The following is a 16,836-nucleotide window of genomic DNA, read 5'->3' on the forward strand; positions in this document are numbered from 1 at the left end:
CGTTGTTAGATATTTGTCGGCTCCCCTCATTTTTTGCCAGAATTTGAGATGCCCTCAATGGGAAAACTTTGTATAATAGAAACACACGCTGATTAGGAAGAGGGTAAAATATGCAATATTCCAAACAAAAACTAAGCGAGGAAAAGGTATTTAAAGACCCTGTTCATCGATACATACATGTACGTGATCAAGTCATATGGGATTTGATCGGGACAAAGGAGTTCCAAAGGCTGAGACGGATCAAACAGCTCGGAACGACCTATTTGACCTTTCATGGTGCAGAACATAGCCGGTTCAATCATTCTTTGGGAGTTTATGAGATTATTCGCCGGATTGTCGATGATGTGTTCGAAGGGCGTCCGGAATGGAATGACGATGAACGGCTTTTATCACTTTGTGCCGCATTGCTTCATGATTTGGGGCATGGGCCATTTTCCCATTCCTTTGAAAAGGTCTTCCACCTTGACCATGAACATTTCACACAGCAGATCATCCTCGGGGATACGGAAGTAAATGGAGTTTTGATGAAAGTGCACAAAAGCTTTCCGAAAAAAGTGGCGGAAGTCATTGCAAAAACATATGAAAATAAGCTCGTCGTCAGCTTGATATCAAGCCAGATCGATGCGGACCGGATGGATTACCTGCAACGGGATGCCTACTTCACAGGGGTGAGCTATGGACACTTCGATATGGAGCGGATCCTGCGCGTCATGCGTCCCCGTGAAGATCAAGTGGTCATCAAGTACAGCGGGATGCACGCGGTCGAGGATTACATCATGAGCCGCTATCAAATGTACTGGCAGATTTATTTCCATCCCGTCACACGGAGTGCGGAGGTCATTTTAACGAAGATCCTTCATCGTGCAAAGGATCTATATCATACCGGCTATAAGTTTAAGCATGAGCCGATCCACTTTTATTCATTGTTCAAGGAGCAAGTGACGCTAGAGGATTATTTGAAGCTGGATGAAGCGGTCATCATGTTTTATTTTCAGATTTGGCAAGAGGAGGAAGATCCGATCCTGCGTGATTTGAGTGAGCGGTTCATGAATCGCAATCTCTTTAAATATGCCGAATTCGACCCTGCCAAGGAATATAAGAAGCATAGCGAACTAGAGGCATTATTCAAAAAAGCGGGCATCGATCCTGAATATTATTTGGTGGTCGATTCGTCTTCAGATTTGCCGTATGACTTTTACCGTCCGGGGGAGGAAGAGGAGCGCCTGCCGATCCACCTGCTGATGAAAAACCAGGAATTAAGGGAGCTTTCCCGGGAATCCGATGTCGTCGATTCCATATCGGGTAAACGAAGGACAGACCATAAGTTGTATTATCCAGCGGATTTGCTGTTCGATGATTCCACGAAAAGAAACACGAAGAAGCAAATTCGATCCATACTTGAATTATCATAAAGGATTTAAATGACAACAAGACGGATTCTACAGTGTAATTTTAGGAGTAGGAGATGACGTAACATTGTTGAAAGAACACGCTAAATTAATGAGTGCATTTGCGGCTTCAGGGGAAATCATCGGACGGAAAAAGCTGCAGAAAATGATTTTCATTGCCAAGAAGATTGCCTTTCCTTTTCAGGAAAAATTCCAATTTCATTTCTATGGGCCATATTCCGAGGAGTTGACGCTAAGGATCGAGGAATTGTGCAATATGGGCTTCATCCATGAAGTAAAGGAAAAAAAGGGCGGCTATTATCAATATAAATATTCCGTAACGGAAGAAGGAACGGATTTTTTGAAGATGTATGAGCTTGAAATGCCTAAGCTCGAATCGGTGTTATTGAACATGAATGAACAGAATGCGAGATTTTTAGAATTGGTGTCGACGGTGCTGTATTTCAATGATCTTTCCAAGGAAGAAGTACAGGAAAAGGTATTCACGTTGAAACGGAAGCAGCGCTATACAGAAGAAGAAATCGATCAGGCATATCAATACATCCAGCAGCTCGCGCAAATCGCACAGCCTGTGCATTGAGATAGGCCCTGTACCCCTGGTGACAGGCACCAGGGGGCAGGGCTGTTTTTTTTATTCTGCGTCGCTCAGGCGTTTGCCGCCTACCCCGTAATGGCTTTTGCTCATTTCTTCAATGAAGACGACGATTTTTTCTTTAGAAGCACCTGTCGTGTCGCTTACGGCATCGGTCACTTTTTCGACTAAGGCTTTTTTCTGCTCATCTGAGCGGCCTTCGAGCATTTTGACTGTTACGTATGGCATAGGGAATCTCCTCTCTTTCATATCAAGTTCATGAAAAGTGTATTCCTTTTCACTCGGTCAGGCAAGTGAACATTTTTTAGGATATACAAGGTGTATAGAAACGTTTAAAGAGACATACTTATTTAATGAGATTCGGTTCACGTGATGAAAGGCGCTTTCTTTTGTATACTAGAACACAGAGGTGCAAAGATTGCGTGTGTGGACACGTTGATTTTCGTATTTTACTATAGGGTAAAAAGGAGCTTACATTAGTGGGATTATTTTCTCTATCAATCCAAGACATTTCAATATTAGCAGCGGTTTTGCTGATCGCTTTTACAGTGCATGAATTTGCACATGCGTTCACAGCCTATAAATTTGGCGACATGACGGCGAAAAAACAGGGCCGCCTGACGTTGAACCCCATCAGCCATTTAGATCCGCTCGGGACGATCTTCATGTTCATCGCCGGTTTCGGATGGGCAAGGCCGGTGCCGGTCAACCGACACTTCTTTAAACAGCCCCGGCTGGCCAGCATCATTGTCGCACTGATGGGGCCATTGAGCAACTTCCTCATGGCGCTGATCGGATATGCCATCTTATATTTTATTGTCATCAACGGACACGCCATGCAGCTGCCGAGCCTGGTCATGAATTTTTTCCAGCAGTTCATCAGGATCAATTTGGTCTTATTTGTGTTCAATCTGCTCCCATTCCCTCCATTGGACGGGTATCGGATCGTGGAAGATTTAGTATCGCCTAGCTTCAGGCCAAAGCTGACGCAATACGAACAGTATGGAGGCTTAATATTTTTGGTCCTTGTCCTCATTCCGCCGTTGAATGCAGTGACGATTTCACCGATCATCCATGTCGTGCCAAACTATTTCATCCAAAGCTTCCAAACATTATTTTCATTATTTTAGTGGAAGTGGCTTTATTAAAGAATATGGTTGATTTAAGTCATTTCGGGTGTTGATTGGAATGGAAGGTGCGAGGCTCCGGAGGGATCAGCGGGCATTTAGCGGAAATCACCCTTGCACGAATTTTTACGAATAAAAGTCTTTAAAATAAGCAGCAATAGGATAATGCCGAAAGGAGACGTTCATTCATGGAACAAGGAAAGAAAAAGAAGGTCGGTTTCAATATTATTAAAAATGATCCGACAGACGGCCATAAGGGCTATGGAATCGGCGCCCTGAGCCTGGAGAACGTATCGCCGGTGATCATCGACGTTGAAGAAGGGGACGCCCACGTCGATATTGGGGCCATGCACGCAAGGAGTGCAGTTGAAAAAGGAATCAAATTCACGCCGAATAAAGAGGATTCCCCTGGTGCCAAACCGTATTGGCTCGTTTGGGTGACGATTGACCGCAAGGAAGAGGGTCCATATTATGCCGGGGTCACCGCTTGCGAAATGACTGTAAACCGGGAAATCCGCCGAGGCTATAAATCCCTTCCCGAACATGTGAATTTAATGGATAAGTCATTGAAGCGAAAGATCGTGGTCGATCACATGGATCAAAGGTCAAAAGGCATTTTGAAGGAATTCTTAAGCAAGCATGATGAAAACATCTGGATCAACTCCAGTGAAGAACTGAAAATGGGCTTGGAATAGAAAGCTGTCAATTCAAAATGACAAATTCTCACAATAATATGTACGAATTGTGACAGTTTTTTGAATTTACTTTGTACATCTTGCTGTTAGCCGGGAAAAAAAGTAAAATTTTAAGTACAGTTCGCACAAGTAAAATTAGGACACGAAAAACCTCGAGGCCGCACACCTCGAGGTTTTTCATATTTGGTGCCTGTCACCAAAGGACAGGGCTACCATGGAAAAATTCGTTTGTACCATGGTTTTTTCTTTTTTGGAGCAGGTTTGTGCTGGTGTTTCTCTTCAATCGGTTTGCCTGTATGGACATCGCAGTATTCCGTCGGCTCCGTGCCTTCCTTGAAATAGGTCAGCCTCGATACCGGACAATCTTTCGTCGCAAGCTTCCCATTATCAGGGTCTACTTGGACGGCTACGACCCCTTTAGGCGGCTTGAAGGCTTGGATCGGTTCGTCTTTCAGCGCCCTCTCCATAAACCTGATCCAGATGTTCTTTGCATAAAGCTTGTCGGCAGTGAGCGTGATCGGATTCCCTTTGTCATAGCCGGTCCATACTCCAGCGGTCAGCTGCGGGGCGAACCCGATCATCCAGCTATCTGAGTCGGTCGTTCCGGATTTCCCGGCATACGGCCTGGACATTTGGCTGATGATGCTGGTGCCTGTGACACTGGCATAATCATTTAATTTAGGATCGAACATGCCGGTCATCATTTGCGAAAGCACAAAGTCCGTATCCTTCTCGAGCACCTGATCATGTGCCTGCTCGTCTGAATAGATGACATTTCCTTTATAATCCTCGACTCTGGTAATGAAGGTAGGTTCAACCTTCTTGCCCCCATTTGAGATCATGCTGTAGGCACCGACCATTTCATCCACTCTTACCCCTGAAGTACCGAGCGCCAAGGATGGTACTTTTGCCAGCTTTGTTGTAATCCCGAATTGCTTCGCGGTATCGACAAGCGTACCTTCTCCCAGAAAAATGTTTGTCTTCACTGCAAACACGTTATCCGACAGGGCAAGTGCCTGGGCCAACGTTATTTCATCATTGGCATAGTTGTTATTGAAGTTATGCGGCGTATAGTCTGGCCTGCCGTCGTCGAATCGGAATGTGGTCACTTCACTGCGCATCGTGGTGGAAGGAGTGAATCCTTTTTGCAAGGCAGCATAATAGAGCAAAGGCTTCATCGTTGATCCTGGCTGCCGGACGGCTTGAACCGCCCGATTATATGGGCTTTTTTCATAATCCCTTCCACCAATGAGGGCCGTCACGTATCCATTGGTCGGGTCCATCGCGACAAATCCGAGTTGAATGTCCGATTGATCGGAAATGGTTTCCTTCATTACTTCCTCGGCGATCTGCTGCTGTTTCTTGTCCAAGGTAGTGTATACCCGCAAGCCCCCAAGTTCGATGGTTCGCTCATCCAATCCAACTTTGGTTTTGAGTTCATGCTTGACCACATCATTAAAATAAGGCGCAATGGCAGCGTGCTGTGCAGGGAATTTACCGTAAAACTGTAAATGCTCCTGTGCAGCGGCATGCAACTGGGATTTCGTGATGTAGCCAAGCTTGTTCATCGTTTGCAGTATGATTGCCTGCCTCTTTTTCGCTTTATCAAAGGAAATGAAAGGCGAGTAGATGCTTGGGCCTTTAGGGATTCCGGCCAGCATGGCAGATTCCCCTAAGGTGAGGTCCTTGGCATCTTTATTGAAATAATAGCGGCTGGCCGCCTCCACTCCATATGCGCCATGGCCGTAATAAATTGTATTTAGATAGCCTTCGAGAATTTTATTTTTTGAATAGTTCATTTCCAGGCGAAGTGTATAGAAGGCTTCCGTCAATTTCCTGTTCCACGTTTTATCGCGGGTAAGATATAAATTCCGGGCATACTGCTGGGAAATCGTGCTCGCACCCTCCACCTTCGACATCGCTTTTACATCAGCGAGAGCGGCGCCTGCGATGCGTTTGAAATCAAATCCATGATGCTCATAGAAATTCTTATCTTCAATGGCAATCGTGGCGTCCCTTAAATAAGGGGAGATGTTTTCATACCTCACCCAATACCGCTTCTGTCCATTATTGCTTTCGCCGATGACCGAGCCATCATTCGCGTAGTACAGGGACGACTGAGGTACCGAGAGTGGTGGGGGCCCCTGGATTTTGGCGAACATCAGCACGCCGGCGACCAGAATCAAGCCCACCGCGGTGAAAAATCCCCCGATTATGATAAATGCCCTCAAATACTTCATCGTCTTCCGAAACCTTATTCGAGCGATCTCCAAACCCACTCACCCCGCTTTTTGTATTTTTAGGCCCAGCCCCTTTGGTGACAGGCACCAAAGCGCACAGCCGTCTCCGCGTTTCTACTAGTATGTTTATTTCGGTTTGCTTTTAAACGCGTTTCTATGAAAAAATAAGGCTGATTTCTTAAAGATTGTTGTTTTTAATAGTTTTTCTGATGAAAATTCATCATAGGGTGTTGATTGGAGCTGGAGGCTCAAAGCCCGCCCCTTGGAAAGCGAGCCTCCTGCAGCGGAAATCAACCTTGTACATACTTTACGAAAAGAGCTGAAAATAAAAATTTTTTCTTGCAATTTTGCTAGATTCAACTATACTTTTTGTGATGTTTGTATTTATGATGTTAGGGAAGGATAACAGTAAATGTCGTGTGCGCTCGCACAGGATATTTCATATACAGAAGCCTGACGATACTGAAGTGAAAGGAAGAGGATAAAAATGAGCGGAATTTGGTTTACAGAGAAGCAAACGAAAGATTTTGGCATTACGATGAAAGTGAATCGCACTTTACATACAGAGCAAACGGATTTTCAAAAGCTGGACATGGTTGAAACAGCAGAGTGGGGGAATATGCTCCTTTTGGATGACATGGTCATGACCTCCAAGGTTGATGAGTTCGTCTACCATGAAATGGTGGCGCACGTTCCATTGTTCTCACATCCAAACCCGGAAAACGTCCTTGTCGTTGGCGGGGGAGACGGCGGTGTCATCCGTGAAGTCCTTAAGCACCCAAGCGTGAAGAAAGCAACGCTTGTTGAAATAGACGGGAAGGTAATCGAATACTCGAAAAAGTATCTTCCGGAAATTGCCGGCGATTTAGAAGATGAAAGAGTGGAAGTAAAAGTCGATGACGGATTCTTGCACATCGCCCAAAGCGAAAACGAATATGATGTCATCATGGTTGATTCCACAGAGCCGGTTGGTCCTGCCGTGAACCTTTTCACGAAAGGCTTCTATGCGGGGATTTCAAAAGCGTTGAAAGAAGATGGAATCTTCGTGGCACAGACGGACAACCCTTGGTTCAAAGCGGATTTGATCCGCGAAGTGCAGCGTGATGTAAAAGAGATCTTCCCGATCACAAGATTGTATATTGCCAACATACCGACCTACCCAAGCGGCATGTGGACGTTCACAGTCGGGTCCAAAAAGCATGATCCACTTGAAGTAAGCGACGACCGCTTCCATGAAATCGAAACAAAGTACTATACAAAAGAACTTCACAAAGCGGCATTTGCCCTTCCTAAATTTGTGAAGGACCTTACAGTATAATCGCTTTATATTGAAGGGGTCAGACCCGGGTCTGGCCCCTATTATTTGACCAAAAACTATAAAAAGGATGATATAAATGCGTTTTGACGAAGCATATTCAGGCAATGTGTTCATTCGAAGCCATAAAAATTACGAAGACAGCCAGGCGGTACTTTACGGAATGCCGATGGATTGGACGGTCAGCTATCGTCCGGGATCCCGTTTCGGCCCGACCCGCATCCGCGAAGTGTCGATCGGTCTTGAGGAATACAGTGCTTACCTGGACCGGGAGCTTGAGGAAGTCCGCTATTTCGACGCAGGCGATATCCCGCTGCCATTCGGCAACGCCCAGCGCAGTCTGGACATGATCGAAGAGTTTGTCGAAAAATTATTAAACGACAATAAGTTTCCGCTTGGCATGGGCGGCGAACACCTTGTTTCTTGGCCAGTCATGAAAGCTGTATCAAAGAAGTACAAGGATTTGGCGATCATCCATATGGATGCCCATACCGATCTGCGCGAGGAGTATGAAGGGGAGCCGTTGTCCCATTCAACACCGATCAGAAAGATTGCCGAGCACATCGGACCGGAAAATGTCTACTCATTCGGAATTCGTTCAGGAATGAAGGAAGAGTTCCAATGGGCAAAAGAAAACGGCATGCACATCTCCAAATTTGAAGTGCTTGAACCGTTGAAAGAAATTCTTCCTAAACTTGCAGGCAGACCGGTCTATGTCACGATCGATATCGACGTCCTTGACCCTGCACATGCACCTGGGACGGGAACGGTTGACTGCGGAGGAATCACGTCCAAGGAACTATTGGCTTCCATCCATGAAATCGCACGTTCACAAGTCAATGTCGTCGGTGCTGATTTAGTCGAAGTGGCGCCGATCTACGACACGTCTGAACAGACAGCCAATACAGCCAGCAAGCTCATCCGCGAAATGATCCTTGGCTGGATTAAATAATATTTTTTATAAGAGGGTGACAGGCACCATCCAGAAAATGGATGGTGCCTGTCACCCATTGCATTTTCGTGAAATTATTTTTATACTTATTAAGTTATACAAGTCGTAAAAGGATGTGGATGCTTTGGCAGCAGCGAGAGCAGAACAAATACCTATTAAAATCGAGCTGACGACGAAAATTCAGCATGATAATGAACAAGAAACCTATGAACTGACCGCGTTTGGTCAATACTACCAAAAAGACAATGCGGTTTATTTAAAATATGATGAGGTCCAGGAAGAAGGAACGGTCCATACGATCGTGAAAATTTCTGGGAATGAAGCCGTCATTCTGCGCAGCGGAGCCCTCAAGATGAGGCTGAGCTTCCTGAATGGGAAACCGAAGAACGGATCTTATGAAAGCCCTTATGGAACGTTGATGCTTATTTCGAAAACGAGTGAGCTCAAGCACTCTCAAGAAAAAGAGAAGGCAGTCGACGGTCGGTTCCAATTAAAATACCAGCTGATTCTGCAAGGATCATCTGTAGGTGTATACGAAATGAACATCGATTACAAGGAGGAACAAGAACGGTTATGAACATAGTAGAGCAGGTTCAGGAATTATTGAAAGACGAAATCAAGGCTGCAGTCTTGAAGGCAGAATTGGCGACAGAGGAACAGATCCCGGAAGTTATCTTGGAAACGCCGAAGGAAAAAACGCATGGGGATTATTCCACGAACATGGCAATGCAGCTGGCGAGAGTGGCAAAGAAAGCTCCCCGTATGATTGCGGAAGATATCGTCAATCACTTTGATCTTTCAAAGGCATCCATCGAAAAAATCGAAATCGCAGGTCCAGGGTTTATCAACTTTTACATGAACAATAGCTATTTGACGAACTTGATTCCTACCGTTCTCCGTTCAGGCGATGATTATGGCCGGTCTGACGCTGGGAAAGGCCAAAAAATCCAGGTCGAATTCGTTTCGGCAAACCCGACGGGAGACCTTCACTTGGGACATGCCCGCGGAGCGGCTGTCGGAGATTCCCTATGCAACGTGCTTGAAAAAGCAGGATATGATGTAACGCGTGAATATTACATCAATGATGCCGGCAATCAAATCCACAATCTTGCTGTTTCCGTTGAAGCCCGCTACTTCCAGGCGCTTGGCCTTGAGAAGGACATGCCGGAAGACGGATATCATGGAGCGGATATCATCGAAATCGGCAAGACTTTGGCACAAGAACACGGAGACAGATTTGTCCACACGGATGAAAAAGAACGCTATGAATTTTTCCGTGAATATGGATTGAAATATGAGCTTGCCAAGCTGCAAGATGACTTGGAAGATTTCCGTGTGCCATTTGATGTATGGTATTCCGAAACGTCCCTTTATAAAAATGGGAAGATCGACGATGCCCTCAAGACGCTTCGCGAAAATGGCCATGTGTTCGAGGAGGGCGGTGCTACATGGTTCCGCTCCACGACCTTCAATGATGACAAGGATCGCGTCCTGATCAAGAACGATGGCTCCTATACGTATTTAACGCCGGACATTGCGTACCATAAAGACAAATTCAACCGCGGCTACGACAAGGTCATCAACATTTGGGGAGCCGACCACCACGGCTACATCCCTCGTATGAAGGCGGCAATCGAAGCACTTGGTTTCAATCCTGATAACCTGGAAGTTGAAATCATTCAAATGGTGCAATTGTATAAAGACGGCGAGAAAATGAAGATGAGCAAACGGACAGGAAAAGCTGTCACCTTGCGTGAATTGGTCGAGGAAGTTGGCCTCGATGCAGTCCGCTACTTCTTCGCAATGCGCAGCGGCGACACGCACCTGGACTTCGATTTGGATCTGGCCGTTTCCCAATCCAATGAAAATCCAGTCTACTATGCACAATATGCACATGCGCGCATCTGCAGCATCTTGCGCCAAGGCGAAGAAGCGGGCTTTACCGCTTCAGACGATGCAGACTTCAGCTACATTAAGGCTGAAAAAGAAATGGAAGTACTGAAAAAAATGGGTGAATTCCCACAGGTAACGGCAGAAGCGGCTGAAAAACGCATTCCGCACCGCATTGCCAATTATATCAATGATTTGGCTGCTGCGTTCCACAGCTTTTACAACGCGGAAAAGGTCCTTGATCCAGAACAACCGGAACAAACAAAGGCCCGCTTGGCATTGATCAAAGCTGTGCAGATCACCCTTAAGAATGCACTTGCATTAATCGGGGTTGCAGCACCGGAAAAAATGTAATATGTTCATACGAAAACCGGAATCCTTCAGGGGATTCCGGTTTTTTATATGAGATTTATATAAAAATACTCGAGTTTACCAGGTCCGAAAACAGATGCCCATCAAATTGATTGTTGCTGGCGACGGTCACCAGCTCCGAAATCTGATTCCCGTCAATATGATTTTTGCTCGTTATGGTCACCAGAACCACAATCTGGTTCCCCTCAAAACGATTTTCGCTCGGGATGGTCACCAGAACCACAATCTGGTTCCCCTCAAAACGATTTTCGCTTGTGACGGTCATCAGAACCACAATCTGGTTCCATGAAAAACATGTAAAAATGCTTTTATCGATTATTCGACACTTTCCGACTAAGTTCGTCACCCTCTCTTCAGCACTGAATAATCATCCTAAGTATGATTCCCGATGGATGCTTGAAAATAAGGAGAGCAAAGTTGATAATAATATGGAAAACTTTAGAATAAATTCAAGGAACAACACCGTAATTTCACGATTAAAAGGGGAATGATGAAATGAAAGTTGTAGCTCTTGCCTTGCTGACCGGCTTTATCGTCGGCTTCATTTTTGCCGTATTCCGGCTGCCGATCCCGGCTCCACCTGCACTGGCGGGGATTACGGGCATCGTCGGCATTTATTTGGGATTTAAAGTATATGAGTGGATTTTGCCCATGATCCAGGATCTGCTGAAATAAATAAGGTATGCCCCTTGGTGCCTGTCACCAAAGGGGCATACCTTGTTTTAATATAGTTCTGCATAGTGGAAGCGGTCGAATTTTATGTATGAGCCTTTTACATCAAAGGAAACGGGTGTATCAAATAGGGGGCCGTCATAGACAAATGTATGGAATTCCCCGTTTTCACCGCATGGATCGACTTGGTCGGGGAGGGAGTCCAAGAAGGCTTGATTGTACTCGGCGCCGGTAAAAGAAGGATCAAGCTGATCACTGTCGACGCAAATGATGGTTGCTTTAAAGCCGGCATTCAAAAAGGCCTGGCTGCTTACCTCACTCGTCATCCCCCAAAGTGGGAAAATCGGCTGCAGACCTGTATCGGCAAGATTCTTTTCACGGTACTTCCTGATATCTTCAAGAAATAGGTCGCCGAATGCCATATATTCATGGCCGGATTGGACAAGGTTCTGAATCTCATTTTTCATCACTTTTTCATACACATCATTGGAGACTTTTTCGTCGAACCAAATCTCTTTTAGTGGAATCCCCAAAGAAGAAACCTGCTTCTGCAGCAGATGATGGGGGATGTCATGCATCAATACCTTTTCACTCTTGGCATTCAGTGTCGTTAAAAGTGAGGAAACATTGAATTCGCCGCTCTTCAGCAGGTTATACAGCATCAATGTGCTGTCGCGGCCGCCGCTCCAAGAAACACAAACTTTTTTCATTATGGCCATCGCTCCTTTTCTGCAAGTTTACCATACAGAAAGAACCGAATCCCTCACCATTTTAAAACCGAGCCAGTCAGACGCTTGACACCTCGGATTCCTGCGACATCCTCAATCAATTTCAGCATGGCCAAATCCTTGTTTTTAGCCTCGATCATAATATCGAAATCCTTGCCATATTCCTTGGCCATTGTTAAAAATGGACGGACGAAATCAAGAGAAACATTGTCCGCATGGGAGCGGAATGTTTTTTCAGATTTTGGGGAAGAAAAGTGGACCTTCGGAACAGTTGCTTTCTGACTCCATGTATCATAGATCCTCGGCCAAAGAAGTGAAAGCTCTTCCTCGCAAGGGTTGGCGAGGTGATGATGATAATCGAGTATCATGGGAATGCCCTGTTTTTCACATGCCAGCAGCGTCTCTTCGGCATTATATGTTTTATCGTCATTTTCTAGGGTCATGATTTTCTTGATTTTGTCGGGGATCCTGGTCAGATTTTCATGAAAGCGGACGAGGGTCGTTTCTTTATCCCCGTATGTCCCGCCGATATGGATATTGATGATGCCTTGGTCGGCGACATCCATCGCTTCAAGCATCCGGTAGTGGTAGTCCATATCCTTCAACGCATTCTCCGTCACCTCATCCCGCGGGCTTGTAAACAAAGTGAACTGGTTCGGATGGAAGCTCACTCTTATGTCAAAAGCCTTGATCAGCTGCCCGAGTTCCTTCCACTCCTTTTGGAAGGGAGTGATGAAATCCCACATCACTTCAGGGTGTGTGGCCAATGGAACCAGTGAACTTGAAAGGCGGTAGAGGGATACTTGGTGGGCGGCATTGTAAAATAGGATCCGCTTTGTATTGTGAAGATTTTCTGCGGTCACTGCCAATAACTTTTCTTTCCGCTCGGATTCAGGAAGCTTTTGATAACGTGCAAAGGTTAATGTTTTTGACGGACTGGCGTTCCAGAGAGCCAAAGCATTTGCTACATAGCCAAATCGAATCTGCACAACAGACCTCCTATTAAAAAAGAGTAGTAGATTTTCACTCCAGGATGCTCGCTTCAATTAGTTATTTCAATAATGAGTTGGAAGATATTTTTAGAAAACAGCCTGAAAAAAATCCTAAAGCAGTGTTTGGATGGACTTTGCAAGAGCTTCTTTCAAGACGGCTTTTTTTCGCAGCTGCTTGAGCTCATCAAAGGTCAACTGGTGGGAATCGCCCATGTCCTTATCCATCACTTCCATTACCCGTCCAATGAATACTGGATCATAAATAAAACAGTTCATTTCATTATTTAATAAAAAGCTTCGGCGATCAAAGTTTGCCGTGCCGATGTCACACATTTTCCCGTCAATGATCAATACTTTAGCGTGATAAAATCCATTCAGAAACTGATGGACCAAAGCCCCGCGCTTGATGACCTCCCATAGATAGGGATAGGAAGCTTCCTTTACTAGCGGATGATCGGCCTTTTCAGGAACGATGACCTTTAGTGTCACGCCGCGGTCCATCGCAGACAGCACTTCTTTGAATACCTTCTTGGTCGGGATGAAATACGGCGTCCCGATATAAAGCGATTGCTTGGTCTCGCGAAGCAATCGGCAAAGCTCTTCCTCCATTCGGACACCCTCTGAAGGGAAATGCATATGTTCGGTGCTCCCTTTGGGCATTACGCTGAAATCAGGATGTCGATAATCATCCTTTTGCTTGGAAGAACGCTTCCAATCGATGAGGAACTCTTGATGGAGGTCTTCCACACCTTCCCCCTCCATTCGCAAATGATAATCGCGCCAAGGGGATAGCTTTGGCTTATCATCGATGTATTCCTTCCCGACATTGTAGCCGCCAAGGTAGCCGATCTTCCCGTCAATGACGGTGATTTTGCGGTGGTTGCGCTGTTGGAGAGAAAAAAAGAAGTAGGGGAAATAGGGTCTGTTGCAGAATTCGAATCGTACCCCTGCATCCTGTGCTTTTTTTAGCGCACCTTTATCGATTTTGTGTCCCCCGATGTAGTCCACGAGCAATTTGACTTCCAGGCCCTGTTTCGCTTTTTGTTCGAGCAGTGCCAGGAAAGAGCGGCTGAAATCATCGTCCTTGACGATGTAAAAAAGAGTATAGATCTGTGTCGTGGCTGCTTTGATATCAGCAAACATCAGTTCAAAAAGCTCCGGTCCGCTCGCAATGATGTCCATGCTGCTGGACCGTTTTGGATAGGTTCTTACTGCGGCCGTCTTAATGTATTTTTTTAGTCCGAGTTCAAAATCAAGAATCAATAGCAAAATAAGTACGATCAGAATTCCGATTATGATTCCGCTGATTGCTAGCCATCCCATGGGCCGAACCTCACTTCTATGTAAAGGTAGTGTCAATTGATTATATTGGCATAGTAAAAAACTTTATTCGTTTAATCCCGCTTGGTATCTGCTGCGAAACAGTGCGGGATGTAAAACTGTACCTATATTAGAATTCCCCAACAACGAAAGGAACAAACAGAATAATGTCGAATTGTAATAAAAGAATGGGAAAACATTTTTAGAAATGTGTTGACTGAATGCTCATTCATTATATAATGGAACTATACAGCGTTATCAGAAAATTTATTTCTTTTTAAAAGTTTGAACAACGGGGATTTACAGTAAAAATAGCTGAAAGGGGAGATCTACGGAGATGAATGGGCTGCTTTGGGTTAATCTTATTGCATTTCTTCTTGTAACCGCTTACGCAATCAGTTTGTTTGTGTATGTCGTCAAAACGAGAATCCAATATATCAAACTCGGAAAAAAAGTCGAGTTCGATAACAATGTCAAAGAGCGCTTGAACAAAATCTGGGTGAATGTGTTCGGCCAGAAGAAATTATTGAAGGATAAAAAGAGCGGATCGATTCATGTCATGTTCTTTTATGGATTTTTACTCGTCCAGTTTGGGGCGATCGATTTTATTTGGAAGGGGATTAATCCAGGATCGCATCTACCGCTGGGACCGTTGTATCCTGCTTTTACATTCTTCCAGGAAATTGTGACATTGGTCATTTTATTCGCGGTTTGCTGGGCGTTTTACCGCCGCTATATCGAAAAGCTTGTCCGTTTGAAGCGCGGATTCAAATCAGGTCTGGTGCTTTTATTCATTGGAGGGCTTATGCTTTCCGTCTTGATCGGAAACGGGATGAGCATCATTTGGCACGGCGAGGAGCTGTCATGGACTGAGCCCGTGGCGTCCTTGGTCGCGACGGTATTCGGAGCGATTGGAAAAACGGCTTCCATCACGATTTTCTATTTTGCCTGGTGGGTGCATTTGACGTTCCTTCTCGGGTTCTTGGTTTACGTACCACAGTCCAAGCATGCCCACTTGCTTGCAGGACCTGCGAACGTTTATTTTAATCGCCTTGAAAACGTCGGGAAATTGAAGCCGATCGATTTTGAGGATGAATCACAGGAATCGTTCGGTGTCGGCAAGATTGAAGATTTCACGCAGCTTCAGTTGATCGATCTGTACGCATGTGTAGAATGCGGCCGATGCACGAATATGTGTCCAGCGACCGGAAGCGGAAAAATGCTTTCGCCGATGGACTTGATCGTGAAGCTTCGCGATCATTTGACGAACCACGGTGCGGTTGTCACATCCAAACAGCCATGGGTGCCGACCTTTGCTTTCTCCAAAACGAAAGGCAATCAATTGGCGCTGGCCAGTGCCGGCCAGGGGGCTGAAGAGGCTGCTGCAGGATTATCCTACAGTCCAAGCTTGATCGGCGATGTCATCACGGAAGAAGAGATCTGGGCATGTACGACATGCCGCAACTGTGAAGATCAATGCCCGGTCATGAATGAACACGTCGATAAAATCATCGACCTTCGCCGCTATCTTGTACTGACGGAAGGGAAGATGGATGCAGATGCCCAAAGGGCGATGCAGAATATCGAACGTCAAGGAAACCCGTGGGGATTGAACCGCAAAGAGCGCGAGAATTGGCGCGAAGCACGCGAAGATGTCCATGTGCCGACAGTGAAAGAAATGAAAAAAGCCGATGAATCATTTGAATATTTATTCTGGGTAGGCTCCATGGGTTCATTTGATAACCGAAGCCAAAAAATCGCGCTATCGTTTGCCAAGCTGTTGAATGAAGCGGGTGTGAAGTTCGCGATTCTCGGCAACAAGGAGAAAAACTCAGGAGATACGCCGCGCCGTTTAGGAAATGAATTCTTGTTCCAGGAGCTGGCCACGCAAAATATTGCGGAGTTTGAAAAGAACGAAGTGAAGAAAATCGTGACGATCGATCCGCATGCCTACAACATCTTTAAAAATGAGTATCCGGATTTCGGACTCGCCGCAGAAGTTTACCACCATACAGAGCTGCTAGCGAAGCTGGTGGAAGAGGGGCGCCTTAAGCCTAAGTTTGAAGTCAATGAAACGATCACGTTCCATGACTCCTGTTATTTGGGCAGATATAACGAAGTCTACGATCCGCCGCGTGAAATCCTAAAATCAATCCCTGGCGTGAAATTGATCGAAATGGAGCGCAACCGGGAAAAAGGAATGTGCTGCGGTGCAGGAGGCGGCTTGATGTGGATGGAAGAAGATACAGGCCACCGCGTCAATGTTGCACGGACGGAGCAGGCTCTCTCCGTCAATCCATCGGTCATCAGCTCAGGCTGTCCTTACTGCTTGACGATGCTTTCCGACGGAACAAAAGCAAAAGAAGTAGAGGAAAGCGTCAGCACATATGATGTAGCCGAGCTTCTCGAAAAAGCCGTGTGCGGGGACGGCAGCAAAGAAACCCTCGTATCCTAAAAGAAAGCCAGCCCTGCCCCTTTGGTGACAGGCACCGGGGGGTGGGGCTGTCAAATACAATTGAATGTGTAGTAGGA

Annotated in this window: 16 protein-coding genes; 10 read left to right on the top strand and 6 right to left on the bottom strand. The window is 45.7% G+C overall.

The window, feature by feature from the left end; translation table 11 throughout:
• Window positions 1-110 precede the first annotated feature (110 nt).
• Together D9X91_RS17305 and D9X91_RS17310 are read left to right on the top strand one after the other, a co-directional pair.
• Complete coding sequence (locus D9X91_RS17305) at window positions 111-1,412, top strand: HD domain-containing protein (protein WP_121681910.1); 1,302 nt, start codon at window positions 111-113, stop codon at window positions 1,410-1,412.
• 64 nt (window positions 1,413-1,476) lie between these two features.
• A complete protein-coding gene (locus tag D9X91_RS17310; RefSeq protein WP_121681911.1) occupies window positions 1,477-1,989 on the top strand; it encodes a YwgA family protein in 513 nt (170 codons plus the stop codon).
• Window positions 1,990-2,040: 51 nt separating this feature from the next.
• Here D9X91_RS17310 and D9X91_RS17315 read toward each other — a convergent pair whose 3' ends face one another.
• Window positions 2,041-2,229, bottom strand: a complete 189-nt coding sequence (locus D9X91_RS17315; protein WP_121681912.1) for a 2-hydroxymuconate tautomerase — start codon at window positions 2,227-2,229, stop codon at window positions 2,041-2,043.
• 251 nt (window positions 2,230-2,480) lie between these two features.
• On the opposite strand from D9X91_RS17315, the gene D9X91_RS17320 reads away from it, so the two are divergent.
• A complete protein-coding gene (locus D9X91_RS17320) occupies window positions 2,481-3,131 on the top strand; it encodes a site-2 protease family protein (RefSeq protein WP_121681913.1) in 651 nt (216 codons plus the stop codon).
• A gap of 185 nt (window positions 3,132-3,316) precedes the next feature.
• Window positions 3,317-3,823 (top strand): YwhD family protein, encoded by a 507-nt coding sequence (locus D9X91_RS17325; RefSeq protein WP_121681914.1) that lies wholly within the window; start codon window positions 3,317-3,319, stop codon window positions 3,821-3,823.
• A 209-nt stretch (window positions 3,824-4,032) separates the two neighbouring features.
• On the opposite strand, the gene D9X91_RS17330 is transcribed toward D9X91_RS17325, so the two are convergent.
• Window positions 4,033-6,063 carry a transglycosylase domain-containing protein gene (locus D9X91_RS17330; RefSeq protein WP_121681915.1) on the bottom strand — a complete coding sequence of 677 codons (2,031 nt, stop codon included), beginning with the start codon at window positions 6,061-6,063 and terminating at the stop codon, window positions 4,033-4,035.
• Between the two features lie 487 nt (window positions 6,064-6,550).
• Between D9X91_RS17330 and speE the strand changes: the two genes are divergently transcribed.
• The 4 genes from speE to argS all read left to right on the top strand — a co-directional run bounded on the left by speE (window position 6,551) and on the right by argS (window position 10,574).
• Complete coding sequence (speE, locus tag D9X91_RS17335; protein WP_121681916.1) at window positions 6,551-7,381, top strand: spermidine synthase; 831 nt, start codon at window positions 6,551-6,553, stop codon at window positions 7,379-7,381.
• A 76-nt stretch (window positions 7,382-7,457) separates the two neighbouring features.
• On the top strand, window positions 7,458-8,330 hold the full coding sequence (speB, locus tag D9X91_RS17340; protein ID WP_121681917.1) for an agmatinase: 873 nt from the start codon (window positions 7,458-7,460) through the stop codon (window positions 8,328-8,330).
• 124 nt (window positions 8,331-8,454) lie between these two features.
• The gene (locus D9X91_RS17345; RefSeq protein ID WP_233569834.1) at window positions 8,455-8,907 is read left to right on the top strand and encodes a DUF1934 domain-containing protein; all 453 of its coding nucleotides are present in this window, start codon (window positions 8,455-8,457) and stop codon (window positions 8,905-8,907) included.
• Entirely contained in the window at window positions 8,904-10,574 is a 1,671-nt protein-coding gene (argS, locus tag D9X91_RS17350; protein WP_121681919.1) for an arginine--tRNA ligase, read from the top strand. Before D9X91_RS17345 ends, argS begins: the two co-directional genes overlap by 4 nt.
• A gap of 55 nt (window positions 10,575-10,629) precedes the next feature.
• On the opposite strand, the gene D9X91_RS17355 is transcribed toward argS, so the two are convergent.
• Window positions 10,630-10,857, bottom strand: a complete 228-nt coding sequence (locus tag D9X91_RS17355) for a hypothetical protein (protein WP_148709086.1) — start codon at window positions 10,855-10,857, stop codon at window positions 10,630-10,632.
• Between the two features lie 230 nt (window positions 10,858-11,087).
• Here D9X91_RS17355 and D9X91_RS17360 point away from each other — a divergent pair, with 230 nt between their 5' ends.
• Window positions 11,088-11,267, top strand: a complete 180-nt coding sequence (locus tag D9X91_RS17360; protein WP_121681921.1) for a XapX domain-containing protein — start codon at window positions 11,088-11,090, stop codon at window positions 11,265-11,267.
• Between the two features lie 47 nt (window positions 11,268-11,314).
• On the opposite strand, the gene D9X91_RS17365 is transcribed toward D9X91_RS17360, so the two are convergent.
• The 3 genes from D9X91_RS17365 to D9X91_RS17375 form a co-directional block, all read right to left on the bottom strand.
• On the bottom strand, window positions 11,315-11,974 hold the full coding sequence (locus D9X91_RS17365) for a Dph6-related ATP pyrophosphatase (RefSeq protein ID WP_158598353.1): 660 nt from the start codon (window positions 11,972-11,974) through the stop codon (window positions 11,315-11,317).
• Between the two features lie 53 nt (window positions 11,975-12,027).
• Window positions 12,028-12,981: a UV DNA damage repair endonuclease UvsE gene (gene uvsE, locus D9X91_RS17370; protein WP_121681923.1), complete on the bottom strand. Its 954-nt coding sequence runs from the start codon at window positions 12,979-12,981 to the stop codon at window positions 12,028-12,030.
• A gap of 114 nt (window positions 12,982-13,095) precedes the next feature.
• A complete protein-coding gene (locus D9X91_RS17375) occupies window positions 13,096-14,307 on the bottom strand; it encodes a phospholipase D-like domain-containing protein (RefSeq protein WP_121681924.1) in 1,212 nt (403 codons plus the stop codon).
• A 334-nt stretch (window positions 14,308-14,641) separates the two neighbouring features.
• On the opposite strand from D9X91_RS17375, the gene D9X91_RS17380 reads away from it, so the two are divergent.
• Window positions 14,642-16,759 carry a heterodisulfide reductase-related iron-sulfur binding cluster gene (locus D9X91_RS17380; RefSeq protein ID WP_121681925.1) on the top strand — a complete coding sequence of 706 codons (2,118 nt, stop codon included), beginning with the start codon at window positions 14,642-14,644 and terminating at the stop codon, window positions 16,757-16,759.
• Window positions 16,760-16,836 lie beyond the last annotated feature (77 nt).

The organism is Falsibacillus albus (genome assembly GCF_003668575.1).
Taxonomy (GTDB): Bacteria; Bacillota; Bacilli; order Bacillales; family DSM-25281; genus Falsibacillus; species Falsibacillus albus.